The 19963-nt window shown below is 67.4% G+C and carries 29 protein-coding genes and 1 pseudogene; 21 read left to right on the top strand and 9 right to left on the bottom strand.

The features are described 5' to 3' along the window. Nucleotides 1-10: 10 nt before the first annotated feature. A complete protein-coding gene (locus tag C458_RS13030; RefSeq protein WP_008576333.1) occupies nucleotides 11-472 on the bottom strand; it encodes a MaoC family dehydratase in 462 nt (153 codons plus the stop codon). 177 nt (nucleotides 473-649) lie between these two features. On the opposite strand from C458_RS13030, the gene C458_RS13025 reads away from it, so the two are divergent. Both C458_RS13025 and C458_RS13020 read left to right on the top strand, forming a co-directional pair. Beyond that, nucleotides 650-1570, top strand: a complete 921-nt coding sequence (locus C458_RS13025; RefSeq protein ID WP_008576331.1) for a M48 family metallopeptidase — start codon at nucleotides 650-652, stop codon at nucleotides 1568-1570. Nucleotide 1571: 1 nt separating this feature from the next. Then, nucleotides 1572-2099: a hypothetical protein gene (locus tag C458_RS13020; RefSeq protein ID WP_008576328.1), complete on the top strand. Its 528-nt coding sequence runs from the start codon at nucleotides 1572-1574 to the stop codon at nucleotides 2097-2099. 48 nt (nucleotides 2100-2147) lie between these two features. Here C458_RS13020 and gatE read toward each other — a convergent pair whose 3' ends face one another. The 4 genes from gatE to C458_RS13005 form a co-directional block, all read right to left on the bottom strand. Beyond that, nucleotides 2148-4022 carry a Glu-tRNA(Gln) amidotransferase subunit GatE gene (gatE, locus tag C458_RS13015; protein ID WP_008576326.1) on the bottom strand — a complete coding sequence of 625 codons (1875 nt, stop codon included), beginning with the start codon at nucleotides 4020-4022 and terminating at the stop codon, nucleotides 2148-2150. Between the two features lie 47 nt (nucleotides 4023-4069). Next, nucleotides 4070-4234 carry an HVO_2901 family zinc finger protein gene (locus tag C458_RS18890; RefSeq protein ID WP_333782713.1) on the bottom strand — a complete coding sequence of 55 codons (165 nt, stop codon included), beginning with the start codon at nucleotides 4232-4234 and terminating at the stop codon, nucleotides 4070-4072. 236 nt (nucleotides 4235-4470) lie between these two features. Further along, nucleotides 4471-5880 carry a class II fumarate hydratase gene (locus tag C458_RS13010; RefSeq protein WP_008576324.1) on the bottom strand — a complete coding sequence of 470 codons (1410 nt, stop codon included), beginning with the start codon at nucleotides 5878-5880 and terminating at the stop codon, nucleotides 4471-4473. A 147-nt stretch (nucleotides 5881-6027) separates the two neighbouring features. Next, the gene (locus tag C458_RS13005; protein WP_004044717.1) at nucleotides 6028-6291 is read right to left on the bottom strand and encodes a BolA family protein; all 264 of its coding nucleotides are present in this window, start codon (nucleotides 6289-6291) and stop codon (nucleotides 6028-6030) included. 93 nt (nucleotides 6292-6384) lie between these two features. On the opposite strand from C458_RS13005, the gene C458_RS13000 reads away from it, so the two are divergent. Then, entirely contained in the window at nucleotides 6385-6852 is a 468-nt protein-coding gene (locus tag C458_RS13000; RefSeq protein ID WP_008576321.1) for a hypothetical protein, read from the top strand. Between the two features lie 42 nt (nucleotides 6853-6894). On the opposite strand, the gene C458_RS12995 is transcribed toward C458_RS13000, so the two are convergent. After that, nucleotides 6895-7218 carry a hypothetical protein gene (locus C458_RS12995; protein WP_004044715.1) on the bottom strand — a complete coding sequence of 108 codons (324 nt, stop codon included), beginning with the start codon at nucleotides 7216-7218 and terminating at the stop codon, nucleotides 6895-6897. Between the two features lie 104 nt (nucleotides 7219-7322). On the opposite strand from C458_RS12995, the gene C458_RS12990 reads away from it, so the two are divergent. After that, nucleotides 7323-8261, top strand: coding sequence for an A/G-specific adenine glycosylase (locus C458_RS12990; protein WP_008576318.1), 939 nt, complete (start codon nucleotides 7323-7325; stop codon nucleotides 8259-8261). Nucleotides 8262-8393: 132 nt separating this feature from the next. Here the strand turns inward: C458_RS12990 and C458_RS12985 are convergent, their stop codons facing one another. Further along, nucleotides 8394-8876 carry a hypothetical protein gene (locus C458_RS12985; RefSeq protein ID WP_239638767.1) on the bottom strand — a complete coding sequence of 161 codons (483 nt, stop codon included), beginning with the start codon at nucleotides 8874-8876 and terminating at the stop codon, nucleotides 8394-8396. 184 nt (nucleotides 8877-9060) lie between these two features. Here C458_RS12985 and C458_RS18500 point away from each other — a divergent pair, with 184 nt between their 5' ends. The 12 genes from C458_RS18500 to C458_RS12930 all read left to right on the top strand — a co-directional run bounded on the left by C458_RS18500 (nucleotide 9061) and on the right by C458_RS12930 (nucleotide 15972). Continuing rightward, nucleotides 9061-9231, top strand: a complete 171-nt coding sequence (locus tag C458_RS18500) for a hypothetical protein (RefSeq protein WP_192815240.1) — start codon at nucleotides 9061-9063, stop codon at nucleotides 9229-9231. Next, complete coding sequence (locus tag C458_RS12980; protein ID WP_008576315.1) at nucleotides 9231-9572, top strand: hypothetical protein; 342 nt, start codon at nucleotides 9231-9233, stop codon at nucleotides 9570-9572. The genes C458_RS18500 and C458_RS12980 overlap by 1 nt, the downstream gene beginning before the upstream one ends. Then, on the top strand, nucleotides 9569-10252 hold the full coding sequence (locus C458_RS12975; RefSeq protein ID WP_008576313.1) for a hypothetical protein: 684 nt from the start codon (nucleotides 9569-9571) through the stop codon (nucleotides 10250-10252). The genes C458_RS12980 and C458_RS12975 overlap by 4 nt, the downstream gene beginning before the upstream one ends. A gap of 100 nt (nucleotides 10253-10352) precedes the next feature. Beyond that, entirely contained in the window at nucleotides 10353-11039 is a 687-nt protein-coding gene (locus tag C458_RS12970; RefSeq protein ID WP_008576310.1) for a hypothetical protein, read from the top strand. Further along, complete coding sequence (locus tag C458_RS12965) at nucleotides 11036-11443, top strand: hypothetical protein (protein ID WP_239638766.1); 408 nt, start codon at nucleotides 11036-11038, stop codon at nucleotides 11441-11443. The genes C458_RS12970 and C458_RS12965 overlap by 4 nt, the downstream gene beginning before the upstream one ends. Nucleotides 11444-11625: 182 nt before the next feature. Beyond that, nucleotides 11626-11811: a hypothetical protein gene (locus C458_RS12960; RefSeq protein ID WP_239638765.1), complete on the top strand. Its 186-nt coding sequence runs from the start codon at nucleotides 11626-11628 to the stop codon at nucleotides 11809-11811. 259 nt (nucleotides 11812-12070) lie between these two features. Further along, entirely contained in the window at nucleotides 12071-13312 is a 1242-nt protein-coding gene (locus C458_RS12955) for a hypothetical protein (RefSeq protein WP_239638764.1), read from the top strand. Beyond that, a complete protein-coding gene (locus C458_RS12950) occupies nucleotides 13309-13623 on the top strand; it encodes a hypothetical protein (protein WP_008576301.1) in 315 nt (104 codons plus the stop codon). The genes C458_RS12955 and C458_RS12950 overlap by 4 nt, the downstream gene beginning before the upstream one ends. 26 nt (nucleotides 13624-13649) lie before the next feature. Further along, the gene (locus C458_RS12945; protein ID WP_008576300.1) at nucleotides 13650-13901 is read left to right on the top strand and encodes a winged helix-turn-helix domain-containing protein; all 252 of its coding nucleotides are present in this window, start codon (nucleotides 13650-13652) and stop codon (nucleotides 13899-13901) included. Then, a complete protein-coding gene (locus C458_RS12940) occupies nucleotides 13891-14331 on the top strand; it encodes a hypothetical protein (RefSeq protein WP_008576298.1) in 441 nt (146 codons plus the stop codon). Before C458_RS12945 ends, C458_RS12940 begins: the two co-directional genes overlap by 11 nt. After that, nucleotides 14331-14876, top strand: coding sequence for a hypothetical protein (locus C458_RS12935; RefSeq protein ID WP_008576296.1), 546 nt, complete (start codon nucleotides 14331-14333; stop codon nucleotides 14874-14876). The genes C458_RS12940 and C458_RS12935 overlap by 1 nt, the downstream gene beginning before the upstream one ends. Beyond that, entirely contained in the window at nucleotides 14869-15972 is a 1104-nt protein-coding gene (locus tag C458_RS12930; RefSeq protein ID WP_008576293.1) for a site-specific integrase, read from the top strand. Before C458_RS12935 ends, C458_RS12930 begins: the two co-directional genes overlap by 8 nt. Here C458_RS12930 and C458_RS12925 read toward each other — a convergent pair. Beyond that, nucleotides 15961-16596, bottom strand: a complete 636-nt coding sequence (locus C458_RS12925) for a TIGR02391 family protein (RefSeq protein WP_239638763.1) — start codon at nucleotides 16594-16596, stop codon at nucleotides 15961-15963. The genes C458_RS12930 and C458_RS12925 overlap by 12 nt on opposite strands. A 74-nt stretch (nucleotides 16597-16670) precedes the next feature. On the opposite strand from C458_RS12925, the pseudogene C458_RS12920 reads away from it, so the two are divergent. Beyond that, nucleotides 16671-17111 (top strand): annotated as a pseudogene (locus C458_RS12920) (A/G-specific adenine glycosylase); the annotation flags it as partial. Between the two features lie 112 nt (nucleotides 17112-17223). Here C458_RS12920 and C458_RS12915 read toward each other — a convergent pair. Next, nucleotides 17224-17565 carry a DsrE family protein gene (locus tag C458_RS12915; RefSeq protein ID WP_008576285.1) on the bottom strand — a complete coding sequence of 114 codons (342 nt, stop codon included), beginning with the start codon at nucleotides 17563-17565 and terminating at the stop codon, nucleotides 17224-17226. Nucleotides 17566-17662: 97 nt separating this feature from the next. On the opposite strand from C458_RS12915, the gene C458_RS12910 reads away from it, so the two are divergent. The 4 genes from C458_RS12910 to C458_RS12895 form a co-directional block, all read left to right on the top strand. Then, nucleotides 17663-18241: an NADPH-dependent FMN reductase gene (locus C458_RS12910; RefSeq protein ID WP_008576282.1), complete on the top strand. Its 579-nt coding sequence runs from the start codon at nucleotides 17663-17665 to the stop codon at nucleotides 18239-18241. A 130-nt stretch (nucleotides 18242-18371) separates the two neighbouring features. Then, nucleotides 18372-18959: a thymidine kinase gene (locus C458_RS12905; protein ID WP_008576280.1), complete on the top strand. Its 588-nt coding sequence runs from the start codon at nucleotides 18372-18374 to the stop codon at nucleotides 18957-18959. Nucleotides 18960-19042: 83 nt separating this feature from the next. Then, nucleotides 19043-19570, top strand: coding sequence for a YIP1 family protein (locus C458_RS12900; RefSeq protein WP_008576279.1), 528 nt, complete (start codon nucleotides 19043-19045; stop codon nucleotides 19568-19570). 126 nt (nucleotides 19571-19696) lie between these two features. After that, a partial coding sequence (locus tag C458_RS12895; RefSeq protein WP_008576277.1) for a S1 RNA-binding domain-containing protein occupies nucleotides 19697-19963 on the top strand: 267 nt, incomplete at its 3' end.

Raw genomic sequence — 19963 nt, 5'->3', positions numbered from 1 at the left:
CGCGTCCGCGCTACTCCGCGTCGTCGTCCCGGCGGGCGAACATCACGTAGCTCACGAACGAACAGACTTTCTCGACCTCGCCCGACTCGCGCTCCGCGCGGGTCGTCGTCCGAATCTCCACGAGGCCGCGGCTGTCGGTCTCGACGGTCGTCTCCAGCACCTCGTTTTCCACGACGAGCGTGTCCCCCGGATACACCGGTTTCCACCAGCGAAGCTCGTCGACGCCTTTCGCGCCGAGGGCGGCCGAGTCACCGAGGAAGCCGTCCACGAGCAGGCGCATCGTCATCGCCGTGGTGTGCCAACCGCTGGCGATGACGCCGCCGTACATCGACTCGGACTCGGCGCGCTCCGGGTCGGTGTGGAACCACTGCGGGTCGTACTGTTCGGCGAACTCCAGCACCTCCGATTCGGTCACGTCGTACGCGCCGAACTCGTGGGTGTCGCCGGCCGCGAAATCCTCGAAGAACTGCATGACTCCCCTTCGGCCGGCCCCGTGGAGAAAGTAGCGGTGTCGGCGGTCCGGGCGGCGCACGCGGCCGACCGCACCCCCGTTTTCGTTCCCCCACCCCTGAGCGCCAGACAGCTTTTGCGGTCCGACCCCGTATCCCCACGCGAGATGGCAACGTCCCCGCGCCGCTCTCGCCTCCCGATGGTCGTCGTCGGCGTCGTCGTCCTCGCGTTCTACCTCTCGCTCAGCGCGCTCAGCGCGTTCGCGGTGGTGACGCTCTGGCGGCTTCGCCCCGACCCCGTTACCGCCGCCGTCGTCGGCGTCGGCGTCGCCGTCGTCCTCGGCTATCTGAGCTTCCGCTTCGGCACGGTGCGCCTGCTCGGCCAACTCGACGCGCGGGATCTGTCGCCCGCGGAGTCGCCGTCGGTCCACCGCCTCCGAGACCGCCTCGCCGAGCGGATGGACCTCGACCCGCCGACGCTGAAGCTCGCGCGCTTTGCCGCGCCGAACGCGCTGGCGCTCGACCCGATGGGCCGCGACGTGGTCGTCCTCGACGCCTCGCTGTTCCGCCTCCTCGACGCCGACGAGTTCGAGGCGCTGCTCGCGCACGAACTCGCGCACCTCGAACGGAAAGACGGGCTGGTCCAGTCGCTCGTGGCGAGCGTCCTCCAGACGGTCGTCGGCGTCGGCTACCTGTTCGTCTCGCCCGTGACGTTCCTGACGACGGGCGTCGCCCTCGGCTCGGCGTGGATGCGCGGCCGGCCGGGGTCGTGGCACGAGACGCTCGCCGGGCGGATTCGCCTCCGACTGGACGAGGTCGTCGGCCTGTTCGGCTTCGGCCTCACCGTGTTCGTCCGGTCGCAGTCGAGAAAGCGGGAGTTCGCCGCCGACGCGCGGGCCGCCGAGGTGACGGGCAAGCCGATGGCGCTCGCGTCGGCCCTGCGGAAGTTAGAGCGGGCCGCCCGGCCGCAACTCGGGCTGTCGCCGCTGTGGGTGTACGGCGAGGTCGAGGTCGAAGACTCGGTGTCGGACCTGCTTTCGACCCACCCCTCGACCGACGAGCGCGTGGAGCGACTGGCCGCGATGGCCGACGAGTCGATGACGCGAATCGAGGTGCGCTGAGATGCCCGGCTCGCCCGACCCGGTGCTCGGCAACTGGCTCCTCACCCACGTCGTCGCCGTCGCCGCCGCGTTCGGCACCGTCGCCGTCGTCTACGCGACCCGCGCCCGGAGCGCCCGAAGCTTCCTGACGCCCGCGGCCCTCGGCGGCGGCTACGCCCTCGCCACGCTCGCCGTCTGGACCGCGGCCCGACTCGCCACCGACGCGGTCCCTTCGGGGCTGGTCGAAGACCCGCTGACCGCGGCGGGCTTCCTCGGCGTTTCGTTCCTCCTGCTCGCCGGGTTCGTCGCCGTCTCGGCCCTGCTGTTCGCCCGCCGGGGGCTGGTCGCGCCGCTCGTCGGCCTGTTCGGCGTCACGGAACTCGTCTGGTGGGCGTTCCTCCACGTCCGCGGCGAGACCGATGCGCTCGGGATGTTCCTCATCTTCGGGCCGGTGCTGTTGGTGCTTCTCGTCGTCGCGGCCGGCGTCGAGTTCGCGGGGCGGTGGGGCTGGCGGCGGTTCGTCCGCGGTAGCGGGCGCTCGGCGTCGTGAGAAGGAGAGAAAATTGGGTGCGGTCCGAAGGCTCGGAACGCTCGGCGTTCAGGCCCGCTTTTGAATCTCCTCGCGGAGCACGTCGCTGACGACTTCGCCGTCGGCTTTGCCGCGGAGCGCGCCCATCGCCTCGCCCATGAGCGCGGAGAACGCGCCCATACCTTGCTCTTCGACCTGGTCGGCGTTGCGCTCGACGACCCCGGCGATGGCCTCGCGGACCTCGTCCTCGGAGACGCCGGAGAGGCCGGCTTCCTCGACGGCCTCCTCGGCCGTGAGGCTCGGGTCCGCGGCGATGGTGGCGAGCACGTCGTTGACGCCCTCCTTGGCGAGGTCGCCGTCCTCGACGAGGCGCATGACCGCGAGCAGGTGGTCGTCGGTGAGTTCGGAGACGGCCACGTCGTCGCGGCGGAGTTCGGTCAACGTCGATTCGAGCAGCCCCGCCGCAAAGGTGGCGTCGATGCCGGCGTCCACGGCCGCCTCGAACAGCGGCATCTTTCGGCCGTAGGCGACCTGCTCCGCGAGGCCGGCGTCGAGGCCGAACTCGGCTTGGTAGCGGTCGACCTTCTCGGTCAGGAGTTCGGGCGTCTCCACGTCGCTCGGGTCGAGGTCGACGGGGGGAACGTCCGTCTCGGGGTACATCCGGGCCGCGCCGGGGAGCGGGCGGAGGTAGCGCGTCGTGCCGTCGTCGTTGGCCCCGCGGGTCTCTTCGGGGACCTCCTCGATGGCGACCGCGGCGCGTTCTGCGACCGCATCGATGGCGAGGGCGGCCGTCTCGGGGTCGTCGGCGACGATGGCGACCGCGTCCTCGGGGCCGGCGTCGACCGCCTCGCGGAGCGATTCGACCTCGGCCTCGGTGACGCCGTAGGCCGGGAGTTCGTCGGTGTGGAAGATGCCGCCCGCGCCGTGGCGCTTGGCGTGGTCGGAGAGTTCGGTGCCGAGGCGGCGGTCGGGCTGGAGTTCGCGGCCGACGAGGCCGTCGAAGCCGTACAGCGGGACGGCCGTGACCTTCCCGCCGGCGTCGAGCGCGCCGCGGATGACGCCGGAGTCCGAGTCCTCGAACACGCCGGTCACGTCGGCCACGCCGCCGACGGAGGCGTCGCGCGACTGGAGTTCGTCGCGAATCTCGACGAGTTCCGCCTGTCGGCCGACCTCGAAGCGGACGATTTCGTCGATTTGGTCGAGCGCCTGCACGCCCTTGATTTCGACGCGCGCGCCGTCGGCGATGGAGACGTTCACGTCCTGCCGGATGGTACCGAGACCGCGTTTGACCTTCCCGGTCGAGCGCAGGAGCATCCCGATGGTCTGGGCCGCCTCGCGCGCCTGTTCGGGCGAGGAGATGTCCGGGCCGGTCCCGATTTCGACGAGCGGGATGCCGAGGCGGTCGAGACTGTATAGGACGCCGTCGTCTCGCTCTTCGACGCGCTGGGCGGACTCCTCTTCGAGCATGAGGTCCACGACGGAGACGGGGCCCTCGCTGGTCTGAATCTCGCCTTCCTGCGCGATGAGCGAGGAGCGCTGGAACCCCGAGGTGTTCGAGCCGTCGATGACGAGTTTGCGCATGACGTGCGCCTCGTCGACGACGTTCATGTCGAGCAGTTCGGCAATCTGCATGGCGACCGTCCGCGCCTCGTGGTCGAGTTCGTGCGGCGGCTCGTCGTCCTCTTCGACCAGACAGGTCGAGTCGTAGGCGAGATACTCGAACTCGCGTTCGACGCGGCTCTCTTCGAGCGCGGCGTCGTCGAGTTCGCCCAGTTCGCTCTTGGTCGGATGGAGGAAGCGCGTGAACGTGCGCGTCGCCTCGTCGGGCTCGCGGAGGTCGGTCGGACACCCGCAGAACAGCTTCGTCTCGGTGTCGAGTTGCTGGTGAATCTCCAGCCCAGCCACGAGGCCGAGGTCCTCGTAGTCGTAGTCGTACTCGGTCATTGGTACTCCCTGCGTTCGGGGGGAGTAAAAAAGGATTCAGTCTGCCGTCAGAGACGGCGCAGACCGTCGCCGATACCTTCGACCTGTTCACACTCGGGACAGACGTACGTCCACCCGTCGTTCGTCGCTCGTCCCTCCGGGAATACGGCCCCACAACCTCGACACTCCAACATGTCTCGCCCGCGGGCCCGCTGCTGTTGCAGTCCGGCCATACTGGTATAATCGTCAAAATCAAGCTTCAAAATACCGATTTTCGAGATTTCGTGACAGTTCTTCGCTCGGGGGTGACTGTCACGGCTGCGCCGGAGTGCGATTGCTACCGCGACCCGAGTAAATATAACCGGCTCTCGGGCTGAACTGACCGAATTCGTCGAGCGCGCGCCTCGAATCGGTGCACTCGCCCGCTCGCGCCGACGTATCAAAAAGTGGACCGTTTTTTCGGTCGGGCTCAGTCGTCGCCGAGGATGCCGCGGTGGGTCATCTTCTCGGGGTCGAGCACCTCGTCGGCTTCCGCCTCGGTGAGGTAGCCCTCGTCGACGGCGACCTGCCGGACGCTCTTGTCCTCGGCGAGCGCCTGTTTGGCGACCTTCGAGGCCTTGTCGTAGCCGATTGCGGGGTTGAGCGCCGTCGCCAGCGCCATCGACTGTTCGACCCGCGTCTCGCAGTGTTCCTGGTTGGCTTCGAGTTTGGCGACGAACCGCTCGGCGAAGACCTCCGAGGAGTTCGCCAGCAGCTTCGCTGATTCGAGGAAGTTGTGCGCGAGAACGGGCTTGTAGAGGTTGAGGTCGATTTGACCCTCCGCCGCGCCGGCGGAGACGGCGGCGTCGTTGCCGACGACCTGCTTGTGGACCTGGTTGACCGCCTCCGCGACGACCGGGTTGATTTTCCCGGGCATGATGGACGAGCCGGGCTGGTTCTCCGGCTGTTCGAGTTCGCCGAGGCCGTTGCGCGGGCCGGACGCCAAGAGCCGGAGGTCGTTGGCGATTTTGTTCAGGGAGCCGGCGACGGTGCGGAGCGCGCCGTGGGCCTCGCTCATCGCGTCGTGGGCCGCCTGCGCCTCGAAGTGGTTGTCGGCCTCGCGGAACTCGACGCCAGTCTCTTCGGACATGTACTCGGCGGCCTTCGCCGGGAACTCGGGGTGGGTGTTCAGTCCCGTACCGACCGCGGTGCCGCCGAGCGCGAGTTCGCCGAGGTGCTCGCGGACGTTCTCGACGCGGCGGATGCCCTTTTCGACCTGCGTGCGGTAGCCGCCGAACTCCTGTCCGAGGCGGACGGGCGTGGCGTCCTGCAAGTGGGTGCGGCCGGTCTTGACGACGCCGTCGAACTCGGCTTCCTTGTCGCCGAGCGCCGCGGCGAGCGTCTCCAGCGCGGGAAGCAGGTCCTTCTCGACGGCTTCGAGGGAGGCGACGTGCATGGCCGTCGGAATCACGTCGTTGGAGGACTGGCCGAAGTTGACGTGGTCGTTCGGGTGGACGACGCGGTCGCCGATGCCCTCGCCCATAATCTCCGCGGCGCGGTTGGCGATGACCTCGTTGGCGTTCATGTTCGAGGACGTGCCCGAACCGGTCTGGAACACGTCGACGGGGAACTGGTCGTCGAGGTCGCCGGCGATGACCTCGTCGGCGGCCTCGACGATGGCGGCCGCGACGTCCTCGTCTATCATGCCGAGGTCGCGGTTGGCCTGCGCGGCGGCCTTCTTCACCACGCCGAGCGCGCGGACGAACCGCCGCCCGAAGGTGATGCCGGAGATGGGGAAGTTCTCGACCGCCCGCTGGGTCTGTGCGCCCCAGTAGGCGTCGACAGGCACTTCCATCTCGCCGAGACTGTCCCGCTCGATTCGATAATCATCGTCGCCCATGATTCGGGGGTCGTTTTGGCAGGAGGTAAAATCCATTGGTCCGTGCGCCTCACTGACAGCCGCGACCGTCGGCGGTCGCGCGGCGCGTCAGTCGGCGCGTCGGCTGACATGCCAACCGCGACGGCCGCGGCGACCGCGACGGTTCGGTCACTCCTCGCGCGCCGCGTACTCCTCGGGCGTGTACGTCTTCAGTTCCATCGCGTGGATGTCCGTCGTCATGTGGTCGCCGAGGGCGTCGTAGACGAGCTGGTGCTGCTGGACGAGCGACTTCCCCTCGAAGGCGGGCGAGACGACGACGGCGGCGTAGTGGTCGTCCTCGTGGTCCTGGTCGACCGTCCGCGGCCGCGAGACCGTCGCGTCGGCGTCCTCGATGTGCGATTCGATGAGGTCCTCGATGGCGGCGAGTTCCATGTGCGTACTGGCGGCCCGCGCCGGGAAAAAGCGTCCGGGAGGTGGCGACCGCGCTCGCGGAGGTTTTTATCGCGGGACGACGCACCTCGGGTCGTGACTGACGCGACACCGACCACCGGGCCCGAGGAGGCCGTCCGCGTGCTCCGCGACGACCACGAGCGACTGCTGACCGTCGTCGGCCAGTGCGCAATCGCCGTCGCCGCCGAGTGGGACGGCGACTCCGTGACGGACCGCGAGCGCGTCGTGCCCCCGTTCAGGCGCGCGCTGGACGGCTCCGGCGCGCTTTCTCGCCTGCCGCGAGCGCTCGCGGACGCGGTGACGGCTACCGGCCGACCGATGGCCGCGCCGCCCGTCGCAGCCCCGCCTTACGTGGTCGTCACCGGCGAGGGCGTCGTCCTCCGCGCCACCCTCGGCGACGGCCGACTGGTGGTGCTCCTCCGGACGTTCGAGGTCGACCGTGGCGGCGACAGTGGCGGCGACGGCGACGACGACGGCGGCGACAGCGAACCCCACCGCTACCGCCGCATCGACGGCGTCGAAATCGAAGCCGAAATCGTCTGAGTCGGGTCTGGTCGGAGCGGGGCGGGTCGCTCTCGCCCGCGGTTACATCTGGTAGCGGCGCACGTCGTCCCGCGGCGGGGCCTGCGACTGCCCCGTCATCTCGTCGTAGGTCATCCCCGCGAGGTACTCGTCGTAGGTCACGTCGTAGCCCTGCCGGAGGTGGAAGTCGAGTTGCCCGCGGTCGAGTTCCGACTGGAACAGCGCGTGGACCGCCCGGCGGACGAGTTCGTCCGCGTCGTCGGGGTCGAACAGGGCGACGAGCATGGCGAGTTCGTGTCGCGTCTCGCGGTCCAGCGACACGTCGAGGCTGTCGCCGAGGTCTCCGTAGGCCGCGTCAACGTCGTCTGTGAGTTCGTCGAGCGTCATCGCCCGGCGATGGGGCCGTCACGGGGATACGCGTTTCGACCGCGCGGGAACGACCGCGCTCCGGCATCGCCACGGCTAAACGCCGGCCGTCCCAAGCCGGGGCGATGAGCGACGCGCCGTCCGAACTCCCCGCCGACCTCGACCGCGAAGCAGTCCAGTCCGCGCTCACCGAGTGGTACGAGGCCGACCACCGGGATTTCCCGTGGCGGCGCACCGACGACCCCTACGAGATTCTCGTCTCCGAGGTGATGAGCCAGCAGACCCAACTCGGCCGCGTGGTCGAGGCGTGGGAAGAATTTCTCGACGAGTGGCCGACGACGGTCGACCTCGCGGCGGCCGACCGCGCCGACGTGGTGGGCTTCTGGACGGACCACCGACTGGGCTACAACAACCGCGCGAAGTACCTCCACGAGGCCGCCCGGCAGGTCGAAGAGGACCACGGCGGCGAGTTTCCCCGGACGCCGGACGGCCTCTCGGAGCTGATGGGCGTCGGCCCCTACACCGCCAACGCCGTCGCCTCGTTCGCGTTCAACAACGGCGACGCGGTGGTCGATACCAACGTCAAGCGGGTGCTCCACCGCGCATTTGACGAAATCCATAATACAGACGAACCGTCGGACGAAACCTTCGCAGAACTGGCGAACGCGCTTATGCCGCCCGGAGAATCCCGCGTTTGGAACAACGCGATAATGGAACTGGGCGGCGTCGCCTGTCAGAAAACGCCGCGGTGTGACGAAGCCGGGTGTCCGTGGCGGGAGTGGTGTCACGCCTACGAGACGGGCGACTTCACCGCGCCGGACGTCCCGACCCAGCCGTCCTTCGAAGGAAGCCGACGGCAGTTCCGCGGACGTGTCGTCCGCATCCTGGGCGACAACGAGGAAGTTCCGCTGGATGACCTGGGCCACCGCGTCCGGGTCGACTACACGCCGGACGGGGACCACGGCCGGGAGTGGCTTCGTGGCCTACTCTCCGACCTGGAGGATGATGGGCTGGTCGACGTGGACGACCGCGACGGCGAGACGGTGGCGCGGCTTCGAAAGTGACGGAGAGCGCGGAAGGAAAATCCCCGCGAAGGGGAGACGTGAATCGGTAGGCAACCGATGTTCGAAGGTCAGGCGGTGTTCCGCCCCAGGTGAATGTATGGAAGGGCTACCTCTTGTTAATTCCTCCCTACTTCACCCGTCGCCGCCGTCCTCCAGGTCGAACGAGGGCGCTTCGACGGCCAACTTCGACGCCGCCGACTGGATGACCTGGGCGATGTCCCGGACCTCTCTCCGCCGGACTTCTGGAGCGCCCCCCTGGTCGAACGGTTTCGTGGCGAAGTAGATTTCCGACAGGGCGAACTGGGCGTGTCGGTAGAAGTACCAGCAGGCGGCTTCCCGGAATGTCAACCCCTGGTGTGTCAGTCGAACGAGGATACCCGCTTTCACCTGCGGGTCATATCCGTGGCGGATGACGTCGGACAGGGACGGATGTTCGGGATGGGTGACGTCGTCGGGACAGGTCCGGGCGATGTCGCGGCTGATGTCGTTCAGCATCTCCCTGGCAGACTTCCCGGCGTACCCGCGCCGTCCCCATACCTTCGAATCTATCCGACCGTCCGGTCCGTCGCGTGTCGAGTCCCGGACCGGCCCGTCCACGGTGTCGTTCCCCGCCATATCGTTCCTATCGGAAACGCGCCAGTTGAACGTTCGGACCGCGTGTTTTGCCGGTACTTCCCGCCAGCGCGTCACCCTCCCGACCGACACGGTCCGTAGCCCGCCGTTCCCGCCGGACACGGGCTGAAGGTCCTCCTGACCAGCGCGTCACGCCCTCTTATCCTTCACAGAAGGCACGCATCGTATGCAGATGAATTCCCGAACGACCATCCCCGTGACGAAGGCGACCCGGACGAAGGTCCGCGCCTGTAAACGAGCGGGAGAGTCCTACGACGAACTGCTTTCGAAGATGGCGGACCAGTACGAACCGGACGCCGTCGAAGACGACGCACCGGCCGCCACGGGGGCGAACTGATGTCGGTGAACGAGGACGCCGCCCGGCGGCTTCTCTCCGGGTCCGAACGCATCGCCGCCCGCGCGGCTGGGCAGTCTCTCACGGAGTACGCCCGTGAACACTACGGGACCAGCGCCCTGATGGAAGCGGCCGACGGCGGCCCCAGCGCGTCGGAGACGGCCGCCGACGTCGACGCCCTGGCGCTCCAGGCGATGGACGGCGCGGACCGCGTGAAGGCGAACGCGAAGAACGTCAGCCCGTCCGCGTACCTTCGAGCGGAGTACGACATCGACCCGCGCCGGTACTCCGACGTGGACGACCTTCACAACGCCATCCTGGCGGAACTGGAGGGCCAGCGATGACGACCGTCATCGACGGGACGGAGGACGTCGACCCGGACGACGTCGGGGACGTCATCCGCCGGTTCACGGACGAACTCCCGCACGAAAACACCGCCATCGAACACGTCGCCCTGCGGGAAGCGTACTACTTCCTGAAGGACGCCGGGCGGGCCAGCGCGGACGCCATCGCCCTGGCGGTGTGGGACGAGAGTAACCTGAGTCGGCAGTACCCGCGCCGGTCGACGTGGTGGACGGACGCCGGGGAACCGTTCCTGCCGCTTCTCCCCGGTGTCGTCCGGGATGACGTCGGCTGGCGGTACGACCCCGACGCGGACGACTCCCGGCCGCCGGTCCCGGACAACCCGACGGACCCGTCCGCCGACGACGTCGACGCGGTCCTTCAGTCGTTCAACTACCCCGGCGTGGAGGGCGACCGCGTGAAGACGAAGAACCGGCTGGGCGTGAAGCGGGCCTTCGAGTACCTTCAGGAACACGGCGAAGCGGACGCCGCCGACCTGAAAGACCAGTTCACGCCGTCGAACTACGGGCGGCAGGAAGGCCACTTCGACAACCCGCACGACTGGTTCCGGGAGGTAGGCCGTCCTGTTCTCCGGGACCTGCCGGGAGTCGACCCGCCCCGCGTCGCGGGCCAGCCCTGGCGGTACGTCGGCGTGAACGCACCGACCGACGAGGACCGATGACGTCCGCCACCACCACCGCCACCGACTGCGGCAACCTGGCGGCCCGCATCGACGCCCAGCACGCCGGAGAGACGACCGACGCCGACACCGACACCGAACGATGACCAACACGGAGGACACGTCAGACGACGCCAGCACGCCCGTCTGTGAGTCGAGAGAGACGACGACCGGCGACCCGTGCCAGCGTCCCGTGTCGAACCCTGGGGACCGCTGTTACCTTCACCGGGACGACGCCGACGGTCCTCCGGCCGGACACGGCGCACCGGAGGGGAACGACAACGCCCTGGCGAACGACGGCGGCGCACCGCCCGCGAACGGGAACGCCGAACGTCACGGCCTCCACGCCGACCGTTCGCTCTACTACGAGCGCCTGGAGGACGACGAACAGGCGTGGGTGGACGGTATGGTCGATTCGTGGCTGGAGGACGCGCCCTTCACCCGCGAGAACCTGGCCGGGGTGGAACTACTCCGAAAGGCGGCCATCGACGAACACAAACGCCGGAAGGCGAACGACTACATCGCCGCGAAGGGCGTCATCACGGAGAACGTCGTCGGCTACGACGACGAAGGCGACCCCATCGTCAAGAAGTCGGAGAACCCGGCGCACCTGCCGTACAGCCGCCTGGCCGGGGACACGATTCGGACGCTGAAGGAACTGGGCGTACTGGAGAGTCCCGACGCCCAACTGGCCGACTCCGTCGCGTCCTGGGGCGAAGCCGCGCAGAAGGTAGCCCAGCGGGAGGATGACGACGTCGACACGCACGCCGGAGGTGACGGCCGCCGATGACGCCAGGAAACAGCGCTTCTGCGAACGGCGGCGACGGCCCCGTGGCCGCTGGAACAACTCAAAGCGGCCTGCTCCGGTTCCTTCGAGCGGACGCCCTGGAAGTCTACGACGTCCTGTCGGCGGACGCCAGGGAGAACGTGGACCGCCTGCTGGCCGACTACCGGGCGGACGTCCCCGGCGACGTGGACGACGACACGGAGCGCCTGCTGAAGCGCGTGGCCGTCGACCACCACCGGGAGCGGGTGGCGATGGCCGCCATCGTCCGGGACGGCCTGTCGGTGAACGAGGACGGCGAGGACGTCCCGAACCCGGTGGTCGATGAACGGGTCCGCCTGGCCCGTCGCCAGCGTCACCGGCTTCGTCGGCTGGGCGTCTATCCGGCCGGACCAGGTGGTAGCGTGTAGTTCTCAGAGGGATGCCGTCGGGTGGTTCCAGCACCCGGCGGCGTCGGATAACCGCCCCGCCAGGCTTCGAATTTGACTCAACCTGAGGCAGTCATCCAATGCGAAAAAACGACCTTCGAACTCATAAACCTACGGCAGAGACGGAACGAGAAGCGACCGACGACGAACCACCGGGCGACTCCGTGTCCCGGCGAACGGCGAGTATCAACACGGACGGGTCCGGCGACCCCATCGGCGTCGCCCTGTGGGTGAACGCCGACGAACTGGCCGACATCGGCATCGACCCCGCGGCTACCGACGCCGTCGACGTGTGGGTCGAAGACGGCGACCTCCGCGTCTCCCCAGCCGGAGGTGACGGCGAACGATGACGACGACGTCCGACCGGACGGTGACGCGCTTTTTTTCTGCGAGCGAACCGGGACGGCGTCGGGAGGGGCGTCGGAGGACCACGGGAACGCCGCGAATCGCCCGACAGGGACGGGATGGACGACCGACCGACGGGACGTCGGGAGGGGAGGACGGTCCGTCCGTTGTCCTTGTCTGCCCCCAGTATGGTGTAAGTAGTGGTGGTGAGAGTCCCCGGCTTACACCAGTTTGGGGTCACGGCCTTCGTGGCCGGTGGTCCGCGTGAAGGACCGGGTGAAGGTCGACTGGCGTGTCCCGTCCGACGAGTGGGATGCGTTCATCGACTACGTCCACGACGAACACGGGGAAATCCGGGGGTACGTCGCCCGTGAAGTCGAACGGGCGATGCTGGAGTGGGTCGACGGCGACGACTACGCACCCGTGGAAGACCTGGTCGACCGGCTGGTTCAGGCGGCCGGACGGACTCCCGCGAACCTCACGGAGAAAAAACCCGTTTCGGACCACCCGGATGGCGAGGATACGACCCGCGTGTCCTGCCGCGTGGACGGCGAGGTGAAGGACGACTTCACCGCGTTCGTGAAGGAGACGTCGAACGACCGGCTGGGCGTCGCCCTGGCCCGCGCCCTTCGCCAGCGTCGGGACGGTGGCCGGTCCCGTCGGGTCCGGGAGAAGTTGGAACGAGTGACCGACGACGCCGAAGGCCTGCTGGCGGAAGCCGCCGACGGGGAGGACGGCCTGTCGCTCCGGGAACGGCGGACCGTGGCTATATGCCGTCGGCTGGGCGAACAGTTCACCCAGGACGAACTGGAGGACGCCATCGGTGACGTCGCGGGTGACTCCGACCCGACGGTCCGGGACTACACGGAGAAGGTCCTGTCGCGGCTGGAGTACGTCGAACACCCGCGGAACGGCGACCTGTTCATCCAGAAGGACGACGCGAAGGACATCGCCGCCGACCTGGGCGCTCCGTCCCCGGACGCGCCCGCCATCGACAGGAAGCCCTACGACTCCCTGTCCCGCCCGGAGAAGGTCCGCGGAGTCCGCATCGAACTGGCGCGGGACGCCCTGACGAACGGCGGGAAGGGCCAGGTCGACGCGACGACGGTCCGCCGGGACATCTTCGAGGACCGCCCGTCGCCAGGTCACGCCCAGGACATCCTGCGGCTGGCAGGCGACGCGGACGGCTACGACGTCGCCACCCGTCACGGGAAGGAACGGCTACGGGTCGACCTGGCGGACGTCACCGACCCGGACATCCTCGAAGCCGCCCGCGACGACACGGACCGGGCCAGCCCGGCGGACGGGTCCGGGCCAGCGTCCGGGTCCCGGCGAGGAAGTACGTCTTCGACCCGTGAACCCCAGGGTTCGACCGACGAAGACACCGTCCGCCACAGCGGTTCCGGGGAGGACTCCGACGACATCGCCGCGGCGTCGGTGGACGAACAGATGAACGACCTACTGGCCGCGACGCCCGTCACCGACGGCGGCCAGGTGGACGGATGACGACGAGTCGGGCGGCCCGGTCGCTCCGGTCCTGGTCGAACGTCGTCCACGCCTGCGACCTCCAGCCGTCTCCGTACACGGACGGCCCGGTCGTTCACGTCGTTCTCTCCCGGCGACCGCTGGAGACGCCGCTTACCGACCTGCGGGACGCGGGGTACACCGTCACGGCGACCGGGCTGTTCCCGTCGGAACTTCGAGCGTGTCCCGACGTCGGCCGGTTCGAATCCTGCCAGCACCTGCTGGTTCGACCGCCGGAGTCGGACGGCGAGTCGGAGACGTTACCGTTGCGAAGTGAGGAAACGGTTAAGTGACTGGCCTACCGTTGCGAATGTAGGATATGGCAGAAGACAAACCTTCGAAGGACGACCGCGACGACGCGGGGAAGTTCTCCGAACAGTACGACCCGGCCGACTTCGTGGACGCGCTTCACCGGCTGGGCGGCGAGGGGTCGACAAAGGAAGTCGCGGACGAAGTCGGCTGTTCCCGACGAACCGCCACCTACCGCCTGTCCGCGCTCCGTGACGACGGGCGAATCGGCGGCCGGGAAGTCGGCCGGTCGATGCTGTGGGTGGTCCCCGATGGGGAGTAGCAAGCACGCCGCGACGTACCCGTCCGAACAGCAGTACGAGCGGTGGCAGGACCACGCCGACGACCTGGGGATGTCGATGTTGGAATTCATCGAAGCGATGGTCGAAGCCGGGATGAAGAAGTTCGACGCGGCCGTCGAACCCGACGAGACGAACCAGGAACTCCGCGCCCAGCGGAACCGGCTGAAGACGGAACTGGACCGGACCAGGGACCGGATTCAGGAACTGGAGGACGCCGTGTACCACGGCGAGCGTCGGACGATAAAGCGGTACGTCGAAGCGAACCCTGGGGCGACCTACGACGAAGTCATCCAGCACGTCATCGACACGGTCCCGGAGCGCGTGACGACGCACCTGGATGACCTGGAAGGGGATGAACTCCGCTTCGAGGACGGCGGGTACTACCCGGCCGACAACGGGGGCGGTTCGTGATGCCGCGGGCCGACGTCGACGTCCCCGACCGTCCCGACGACGCGCCCGGCGTCCGCGACGTCGAATACTGGCTGGGCGTCTACAAGACCGTGGACGACGTCCCGGACCGCTACCGGCTGGAGAGTTTCGAAGCCCGGTTCCGGGACGAAGACACCTGGGGCGAGTACTTGGCGACCCGCGACGACCTGGCCGAATCCACGAAGAAGAATTCCTGGTATCCCTGCGGGGACCGCTTCAAGAAGTATATGCGGGAGGAAGTCGGCCGCCATCACGCCCTCCCGCACCCGGAGGACGTCGAAGCGTACCTGGCGCACATCCGGGACGGCGGGTATTCGATTAAGGTGACGGAGCGGTCCGACAACACCGTCTACTACCAGCACCTGTCCCCGCTGAAGACGTTCTTCAACTGGCTGGTCCATCACGTCGACTACCCGCACGTCTACAATCCGATCCTGCTGGCGGGGCACGCCGGAGGTGTCACCCGCGAAGTGTGGTACTGGCAGACTGACTACAAACCCGACTACGGCGACCGAAACGATGAGTGACAATCAGACGACCCACGAGACGATAGCACAAGCGTTCGGACGGACGACGGACCCGCTGGCGGAGTACGATGAAGGCTTCCAGGACCTGGATGTCGACCCGTTCGAACTCTGGCTGGAGGAACAGGTTCACAGTCAAGACTACGCGAACGGGACCGTGACGACGTTACAGCGTCGGATCGACCAATGGCGCGACTATATGGAGGACAACCACGACCGTCACCCAGCGGTCCCGACGACCCGTCACGTTCTCGACTTCGCGCACTACTATCTGGAGGAACGAGACAACTCGAAGAACACCGTCGGGGCGAAACTGGGGACGCTCAGTCGGGCGTTTCGGTACTTCCAGAGTGAACCACACTTCCCCCACCCGACGGACTTCAACCCGTTCGACGCCGCGAAGGGGAAAATCGATCTGAACGGCGACGACCCCCAGGACCCGGTCCCCATCCCGCTGGAGGAACTACGCGACGCCATCCGCGGCATCAAGCACGTCCGGGACCGCGCTCTCATCGTCACCCAGTTCAAACTGGGGCTTCGCGCGTCGGAGACGTCGAACATCAAACTGAGTGAAGTCCATATCGCCAACGCGGAACTTCAGGACCACTACGAGGACCTGGGGACGCACCCAGCCCTGGAGGGACGGGAGAACGCGGTCTACATCCCGCACGACAGGGACAGGAACAAGTCGGAGCGGCCCCGCGTCCTCCCGTTGGATGACGAACTTCGACGGGCCCTTCTCCAGTACCTGCTGTGCCGTCCCGACAACGGCCGCCCGTGGCTGTTCCTGTCGAAGTCGGGCGGGAAGAAGATTGACAACACGAACATCAACGACATCTGGAAGAAACACTTCCGGCCGGAGTACGGTCCAACAGAGCGGTATCGGGGGGTGTCGTCGCACTACGGGCGACACTACTTCACCACCTGGTTCCGCATCGAACGGGAATGGTCACGGGACCTAATCAAGTACCTGCGCGGGGACCGGCAGAGTGGCGGGAAGATTCGGTCGACCAGGGACGCCATTGACTCCTACATTCACGCCTGGTACGAGGACATCGAAGACGACTACCGTCAGGAAATCTACAAGCTACGCATCTGACTCCATAACCCGCAGTAAGAGGTTGACCGTGTGTATCACGTCCCTGGCATAGTCTTCATCAACTTCATCTACGAACCTGTGGCTTGCTGGGTTTCTGAGGGCCATCACCGCACTCCGGAACAGCAACATCGTCCCCTCCTTCTCCGACTCTGTCTTCCCCATAGCCAGCGGTCCATCGGGATGGAACGCTTCAGTCATCAAACTGGCCCCGTGGTCGCTCTCCCGAAATCCGCCTAACTCGCGGACGCGCTCCTCTAGAACGACAAACGAGGTGCGTACAGCACTCTGGTGGTGGCCGTCTTCGTACTCAGTCAGGGCCTTCGCCGCCAGTTCTTCATCAAGAACAGACGAATCAACATCCGTGAAGTCCTCCGCGTCGTCGGCCCAGGGATACGACTCTCCACATTCGTGGCAGTAGTCCTTCGGGTCAGGACCAGGAGTCATATCCACGACGCCGTCAACCTGATACTCCCCTCGAATCGGTGTTCCACATTCCGGACACTCGTGTATCGTATCTTCCCCACACTTATCACACTTCGATTGACGGAATTCGGGTGAACTCATATACGAGTCTGTGATTTTATGCCCGTTCAAGCAGACCTGCATCACGTCGTATTTTCCCATACACCCCGGCAGACACCGTTCCTTCTTAACTGTTATCCGCTGAACAGATGCCTCTCAAATGTATAGTACATTTCGTACATCACCGCGCCTTCGCGGTCCCCGACGACGACGCGGCGTTCGAGGCCGCCGCCTCGGAACTCATGCCCGACGGCGAGTCCCGCGTCTGGAACAACGCCGTCATGGAATTGGGGGGCGTGGCCTGCGGGAAGACGCCCACCTGCGACGAGTCCGGCTGTCCGTGGCGGCGGTTCTGCCACGCCTACGAGACGGGCGATTTCACCGCGCCCGACGTGCCGACTCAGCCGAGTTTCGAGGGGAGCAGGCGGCAGTTCCGCGGGCGGGTCGTCAGAGTTCTCGGTGAGTACGACGACCTCGGCCTCTCGGAGTTGGGGCCGCGGGTCCGCGTCGACTACGGCGGCGACACGGGTGCGGAGTGGCTCCGCGACCTCGTGGACGACCTCGAATCCGACGGCCTCGTCGATGTCGCGGAGNGGCGACACGGGTGCGGAGTGGCTCCGCGACCTCGTGGACGACCTCGAATCCGACGGCCTCGTCGATGTCGCGGAGGGCGACGACGGCGTCCGCGTCTCGCTGGCGAAGTAGCGCCGCCCCCGTGCGATTCCTCTCCTACGGCACTTTCAGATAGGCGTCGCCGGCCGCCTGTCGCGTCACGAGTTCACCGACGCCCGAGGGGACCACCTCGACGCGGTCGGCCAGGCGGTCGGCGTCGAACCCGCGGCCGTCGAGGGAGTTCCGGCAGGCGCAACAGCGGACGCCGGCCTCGAAAAGCGGGTCGAGGCGGTCGCGGACGGGCGAGTCGTCGAGAAAGAGGAGCGCCGCATCGCCGTTGGCGAGGAGGGTGACAGTGTCCGTCTCGACCGTCTCGTCGTCGAGCAGGTTCCGGACGTTGCGGATGGCGTGTCGCCAGTCGCCGAGGTCGGCGCTGGAGACGTGGAAGACGACGTTCACGGTTGGTTTTCGCCCCCCGGCTCCCTGTGTGTTGCGCCCGTCCGACACGCCCGGAGGCGGCCGACGGGGTTTTCACGCAGTCACGGAGACACAGGATATGACGCAGCCACACGTGGTCGCCGTCTGCGGCAGTCTCCGCGACCACAGCTACACCCGATTGGCGCTCGAACACGTCCTCGCAGGCGCGTCCGCCGCCGGCGGAACGACGGAACTCGTGGACCTCCGCGAGTTCGACCTTCCGCCGCTGGACGCCGACTACGACGAGCAGGGCGACTCGGCGGAACTCGTCCGCGTCGTCGACGGCGCGGACGCGGTCATCCTCGGGACGCCGGTCTACCACGGCTCGTACTCCGGAATCCTCAAGAACGCCCTCGACTACTGCGGCTTCGACGAGTTCGGAGAGAAGACCGTCGGCCTACTCGCCGTCGCCGGTGGTTCCTTCCCCGTGACCGCCCTCGAACATCTCCGGTCAGTCTGCCGGTCGCTGAACTCGTGGGTGCTCCCCCATCAGGTCGCGATTCCCCGCGTCTCCTCGTCGTTCGACGGCGACGACCTCGCGAGCGAGGACCTGCGCGAGCGGGTCGAACGACTCGGCCGCGACGCGGTCGTCTACGCCAACATCGAGCCGGAGCCGCCGACGTTCGAAAGCGGCGAAAACGTCGGCGCTGACGACTGACTCGCCGTCACGAGCCATCCGTCCACCCGTCTGCCATCGGGCGTCGAACCGCGGAGCCGACCCGTCTCGACGCCCGACCGTCGCCGCAGATGAACAATCGTTTTCACCCTCCTCGTCCCCCAGTCAGGATATGCACGCCATTACGCAGAGCGGCTGGATAGAGGTCATCTCCGGCTCTATGTTCTCGGGGAAGACGGAGGAACTCCTCCGACGCCTCCGTCGGGCCGAAATCGCCGGGCAGGATATTTCGGTGTTCAAGCCCCAACTCGACGACCGCTACGGCGAGACGACCGTCGGCTCGCACGCCGGCCGGTCGTGGGAGGCGAGCGTCGTCCCCTCCGAGGGCGAGGGCGTCTGGCAAATCGCGGAGGAACTCAACGGCGAGGACGTGGTCGCCATCGACGAGGCCAACTTCTTCTCGGCCGAACTGGTCGACGTGTGCGAGGCGCTGGCCGCCGACGGTAAGCGCGTCGTCGTCTCGGGGACCGACCAGACGTTCCGCGCCGAGCCGTTCGACCCGCTTCCGCAACTGATGGCACTCGCCGAGTACGTCGACAAACTCCAAGCTATCTGCACAATCTGCGGCGAGCCGGCGACCCGGAACCAGCGGCTCATCGACGGCGAACCCGCCCACGTCGACGACCCCACCATCCTCGTCGGCGCGGAGGAGTCCTACGAGGCGCGGTGCCGGAACTGTCATACCCTCCGGCGCGACTAGAGGCTAACGTGACTACTTGGGTCGAAACCCCACGAGAGGGCCGCGACCGCGGGCTGGCCGGCCTCCTCCGCGCGTGGGTTGCCGTGGTCGCTCGCCCCCGCCAGTTCTTCCGCGACGGCGTCGCCCCCGGCGACCAAGCGCCCGGCCTCGTGTTCGCCATCGCGGTCGCGCTCGTCTATCAGGGCCTCGGGTTCGTCCTCGCGCCGGCGACGATTCCGGCCGTCGAGGGCGGCCCGGTCGTCTCGGCGCTCATCGCCCTGCTCGTCGTCGCGCTGTTCGTCGCGCCGGCGCTCCTCCACCTGACGGCGGCCATCCAGACGGCGCTTCTCATCCCGCTTCTGTCCCGCCGCGCGGGGGTGAGCGAGACGGTGCAGGTCATCGCCTACGCCGCCGCGCCCTGTGCCTTCGCCGGCCTTCCGATTCCCGGCGTTCGCGCCCTCTGTGCGGTTTACGGGGCGGTTCTCCTCGTCGTCGGCATCAGCGAGGTCCACCAGACGACGGTGCCGAAGGCCGCGGTCGCGGCGGCCGTCCCGGCCGGCGTGGTGTTCGGCTACGCCTTCGGCGGCTTCCGCGCCCTCGGAGAGCTCGCCGCGGCGCTCGCGCTCGTCTGACCCGCCCCGCCCCCGAATAACGTCCGTTTCGACCGACCGAGCGCCGATTTCTCGCCCGCGAACGCGCGAATCTTCCCTGAGCGTTTTTCGACAATCGTTTTAGTTAGGGGTTGTTTGCTCAACGCAATGGATTGGATTACGCACGAGGAGGACGTCTGGTTCGAATTCCGGGGCAATAGCCCCCACCAGCTCGTCCCCGGCCGATTTTACAAAGGCACCGTCGACGGCTACGCCGACTTCGGTGTCTTCGTCGACCTCGCTTCGAACGTGACCGGCTTACTGCACCGCAGCGAACTCGACCGCCGCCTCGAATCCCTCGACTGGGAGCCGGGCGACGAGGTGTTCGTTCAGGTGAAGAACGTCCGCGACAACGGCAACATCGACCTCGGCTGG

Source organism: Haloferax sp. ATCC BAA-644 (genome assembly GCF_000336975.1).
Lineage (GTDB): Archaea > Halobacteriota > Halobacteria > Halobacteriales > Haloferacaceae > Haloferax > Haloferax volcanii.
Note: the sequence above shows the minus strand (reverse complement) of the source record. Positions and strands in the feature narration are given on the sequence as shown.

Bases quoted from the DNA above. Each gene is read 5' to 3' on its own strand.
- C458_RS12975 (WP_008576313.1), top strand. From the start codon at position 9,569: ATGACGACCGTCATCGACGGGACGGAGGACGTCGACCCGGACGACGTC.
- C458_RS12945 (WP_008576300.1), top strand. From the start codon at position 13,650: ATGGCAGAAGACAAACCTTCGAAGGACGACCGCGACGACGCGGGGAAG.
- gatE (WP_008576326.1), bottom strand. From the start codon at position 4,022: ATGACCGAGTACGACTACGACTACGAGGACCTCGGCCTCGTGGCTGGG.
- C458_RS12950 (WP_008576301.1), top strand. From the start codon at position 13,309: ATGACGACGAGTCGGGCGGCCCGGTCGCTCCGGTCCTGGTCGAACGTC.
- C458_RS13020 (WP_008576328.1), top strand. From the start codon at position 1,572: ATGCCCGGCTCGCCCGACCCGGTGCTCGGCAACTGGCTCCTCACCCAC.
- C458_RS18500 (WP_192815240.1), top strand. From the start codon at position 9,061: ATGCAGATGAATTCCCGAACGACCATCCCCGTGACGAAGGCGACCCGG.
- C458_RS12990 (WP_008576318.1), top strand. From the start codon at position 7,323: ATGAGCGACGCGCCGTCCGAACTCCCCGCCGACCTCGACCGCGAAGCA.
- C458_RS12930 (WP_008576293.1), top strand. From the start codon at position 14,869: ATGAGTGACAATCAGACGACCCACGAGACGATAGCACAAGCGTTCGGA.
- C458_RS13025 (WP_008576331.1), top strand. From the start codon at position 650: ATGGTCGTCGTCGGCGTCGTCGTCCTCGCGTTCTACCTCTCGCTCAGC.
- C458_RS12940 (WP_008576298.1), top strand. From the start codon at position 13,891: ATGGGGAGTAGCAAGCACGCCGCGACGTACCCGTCCGAACAGCAGTAC.
- C458_RS18890 (WP_333782713.1), bottom strand. From the start codon at position 4,234: ATGGCCGGACTGCAACAGCAGCGGGCCCGCGGGCGAGACATGTTGGAG.
- C458_RS12935 (WP_008576296.1), top strand. From the start codon at position 14,331: ATGCCGCGGGCCGACGTCGACGTCCCCGACCGTCCCGACGACGCGCCC.
- C458_RS12905 (WP_008576280.1), top strand. From the start codon at position 18,372: ATGCACGCCATTACGCAGAGCGGCTGGATAGAGGTCATCTCCGGCTCT.
- C458_RS12980 (WP_008576315.1), top strand. From the start codon at position 9,231: ATGTCGGTGAACGAGGACGCCGCCCGGCGGCTTCTCTCCGGGTCCGAA.
- C458_RS13010 (WP_008576324.1), bottom strand. From the start codon at position 5,880: ATGGGCGACGATGATTATCGAATCGAGCGGGACAGTCTCGGCGAGATG.
- C458_RS12985 (WP_239638767.1), bottom strand. From the start codon at position 8,876: ATGGCGGGGAACGACACCGTGGACGGGCCGGTCCGGGACTCGACACGC.
- C458_RS13030 (WP_008576333.1), bottom strand. From the start codon at position 472: ATGCAGTTCTTCGAGGATTTCGCGGCCGGCGACACCCACGAGTTCGGC.
- C458_RS12925 (WP_239638763.1), bottom strand. From the start codon at position 16,596: ATGGGAAAATACGACGTGATGCAGGTCTGCTTGAACGGGCATAAAATC.
- C458_RS12965 (WP_239638766.1), top strand. From the start codon at position 11,036: ATGACGCCAGGAAACAGCGCTTCTGCGAACGGCGGCGACGGCCCCGTG.
- C458_RS12910 (WP_008576282.1), top strand. From the start codon at position 17,663: ATGACGCAGCCACACGTGGTCGCCGTCTGCGGCAGTCTCCGCGACCAC.
- C458_RS13005 (WP_004044717.1), bottom strand. From the start codon at position 6,291: ATGGAACTCGCCGCCATCGAGGACCTCATCGAATCGCACATCGAGGAC.
- C458_RS12995 (WP_004044715.1), bottom strand. From the start codon at position 7,218: ATGACGCTCGACGAACTCACAGACGACGTTGACGCGGCCTACGGAGAC.
- C458_RS12970 (WP_008576310.1), top strand. From the start codon at position 10,353: ATGACCAACACGGAGGACACGTCAGACGACGCCAGCACGCCCGTCTGT.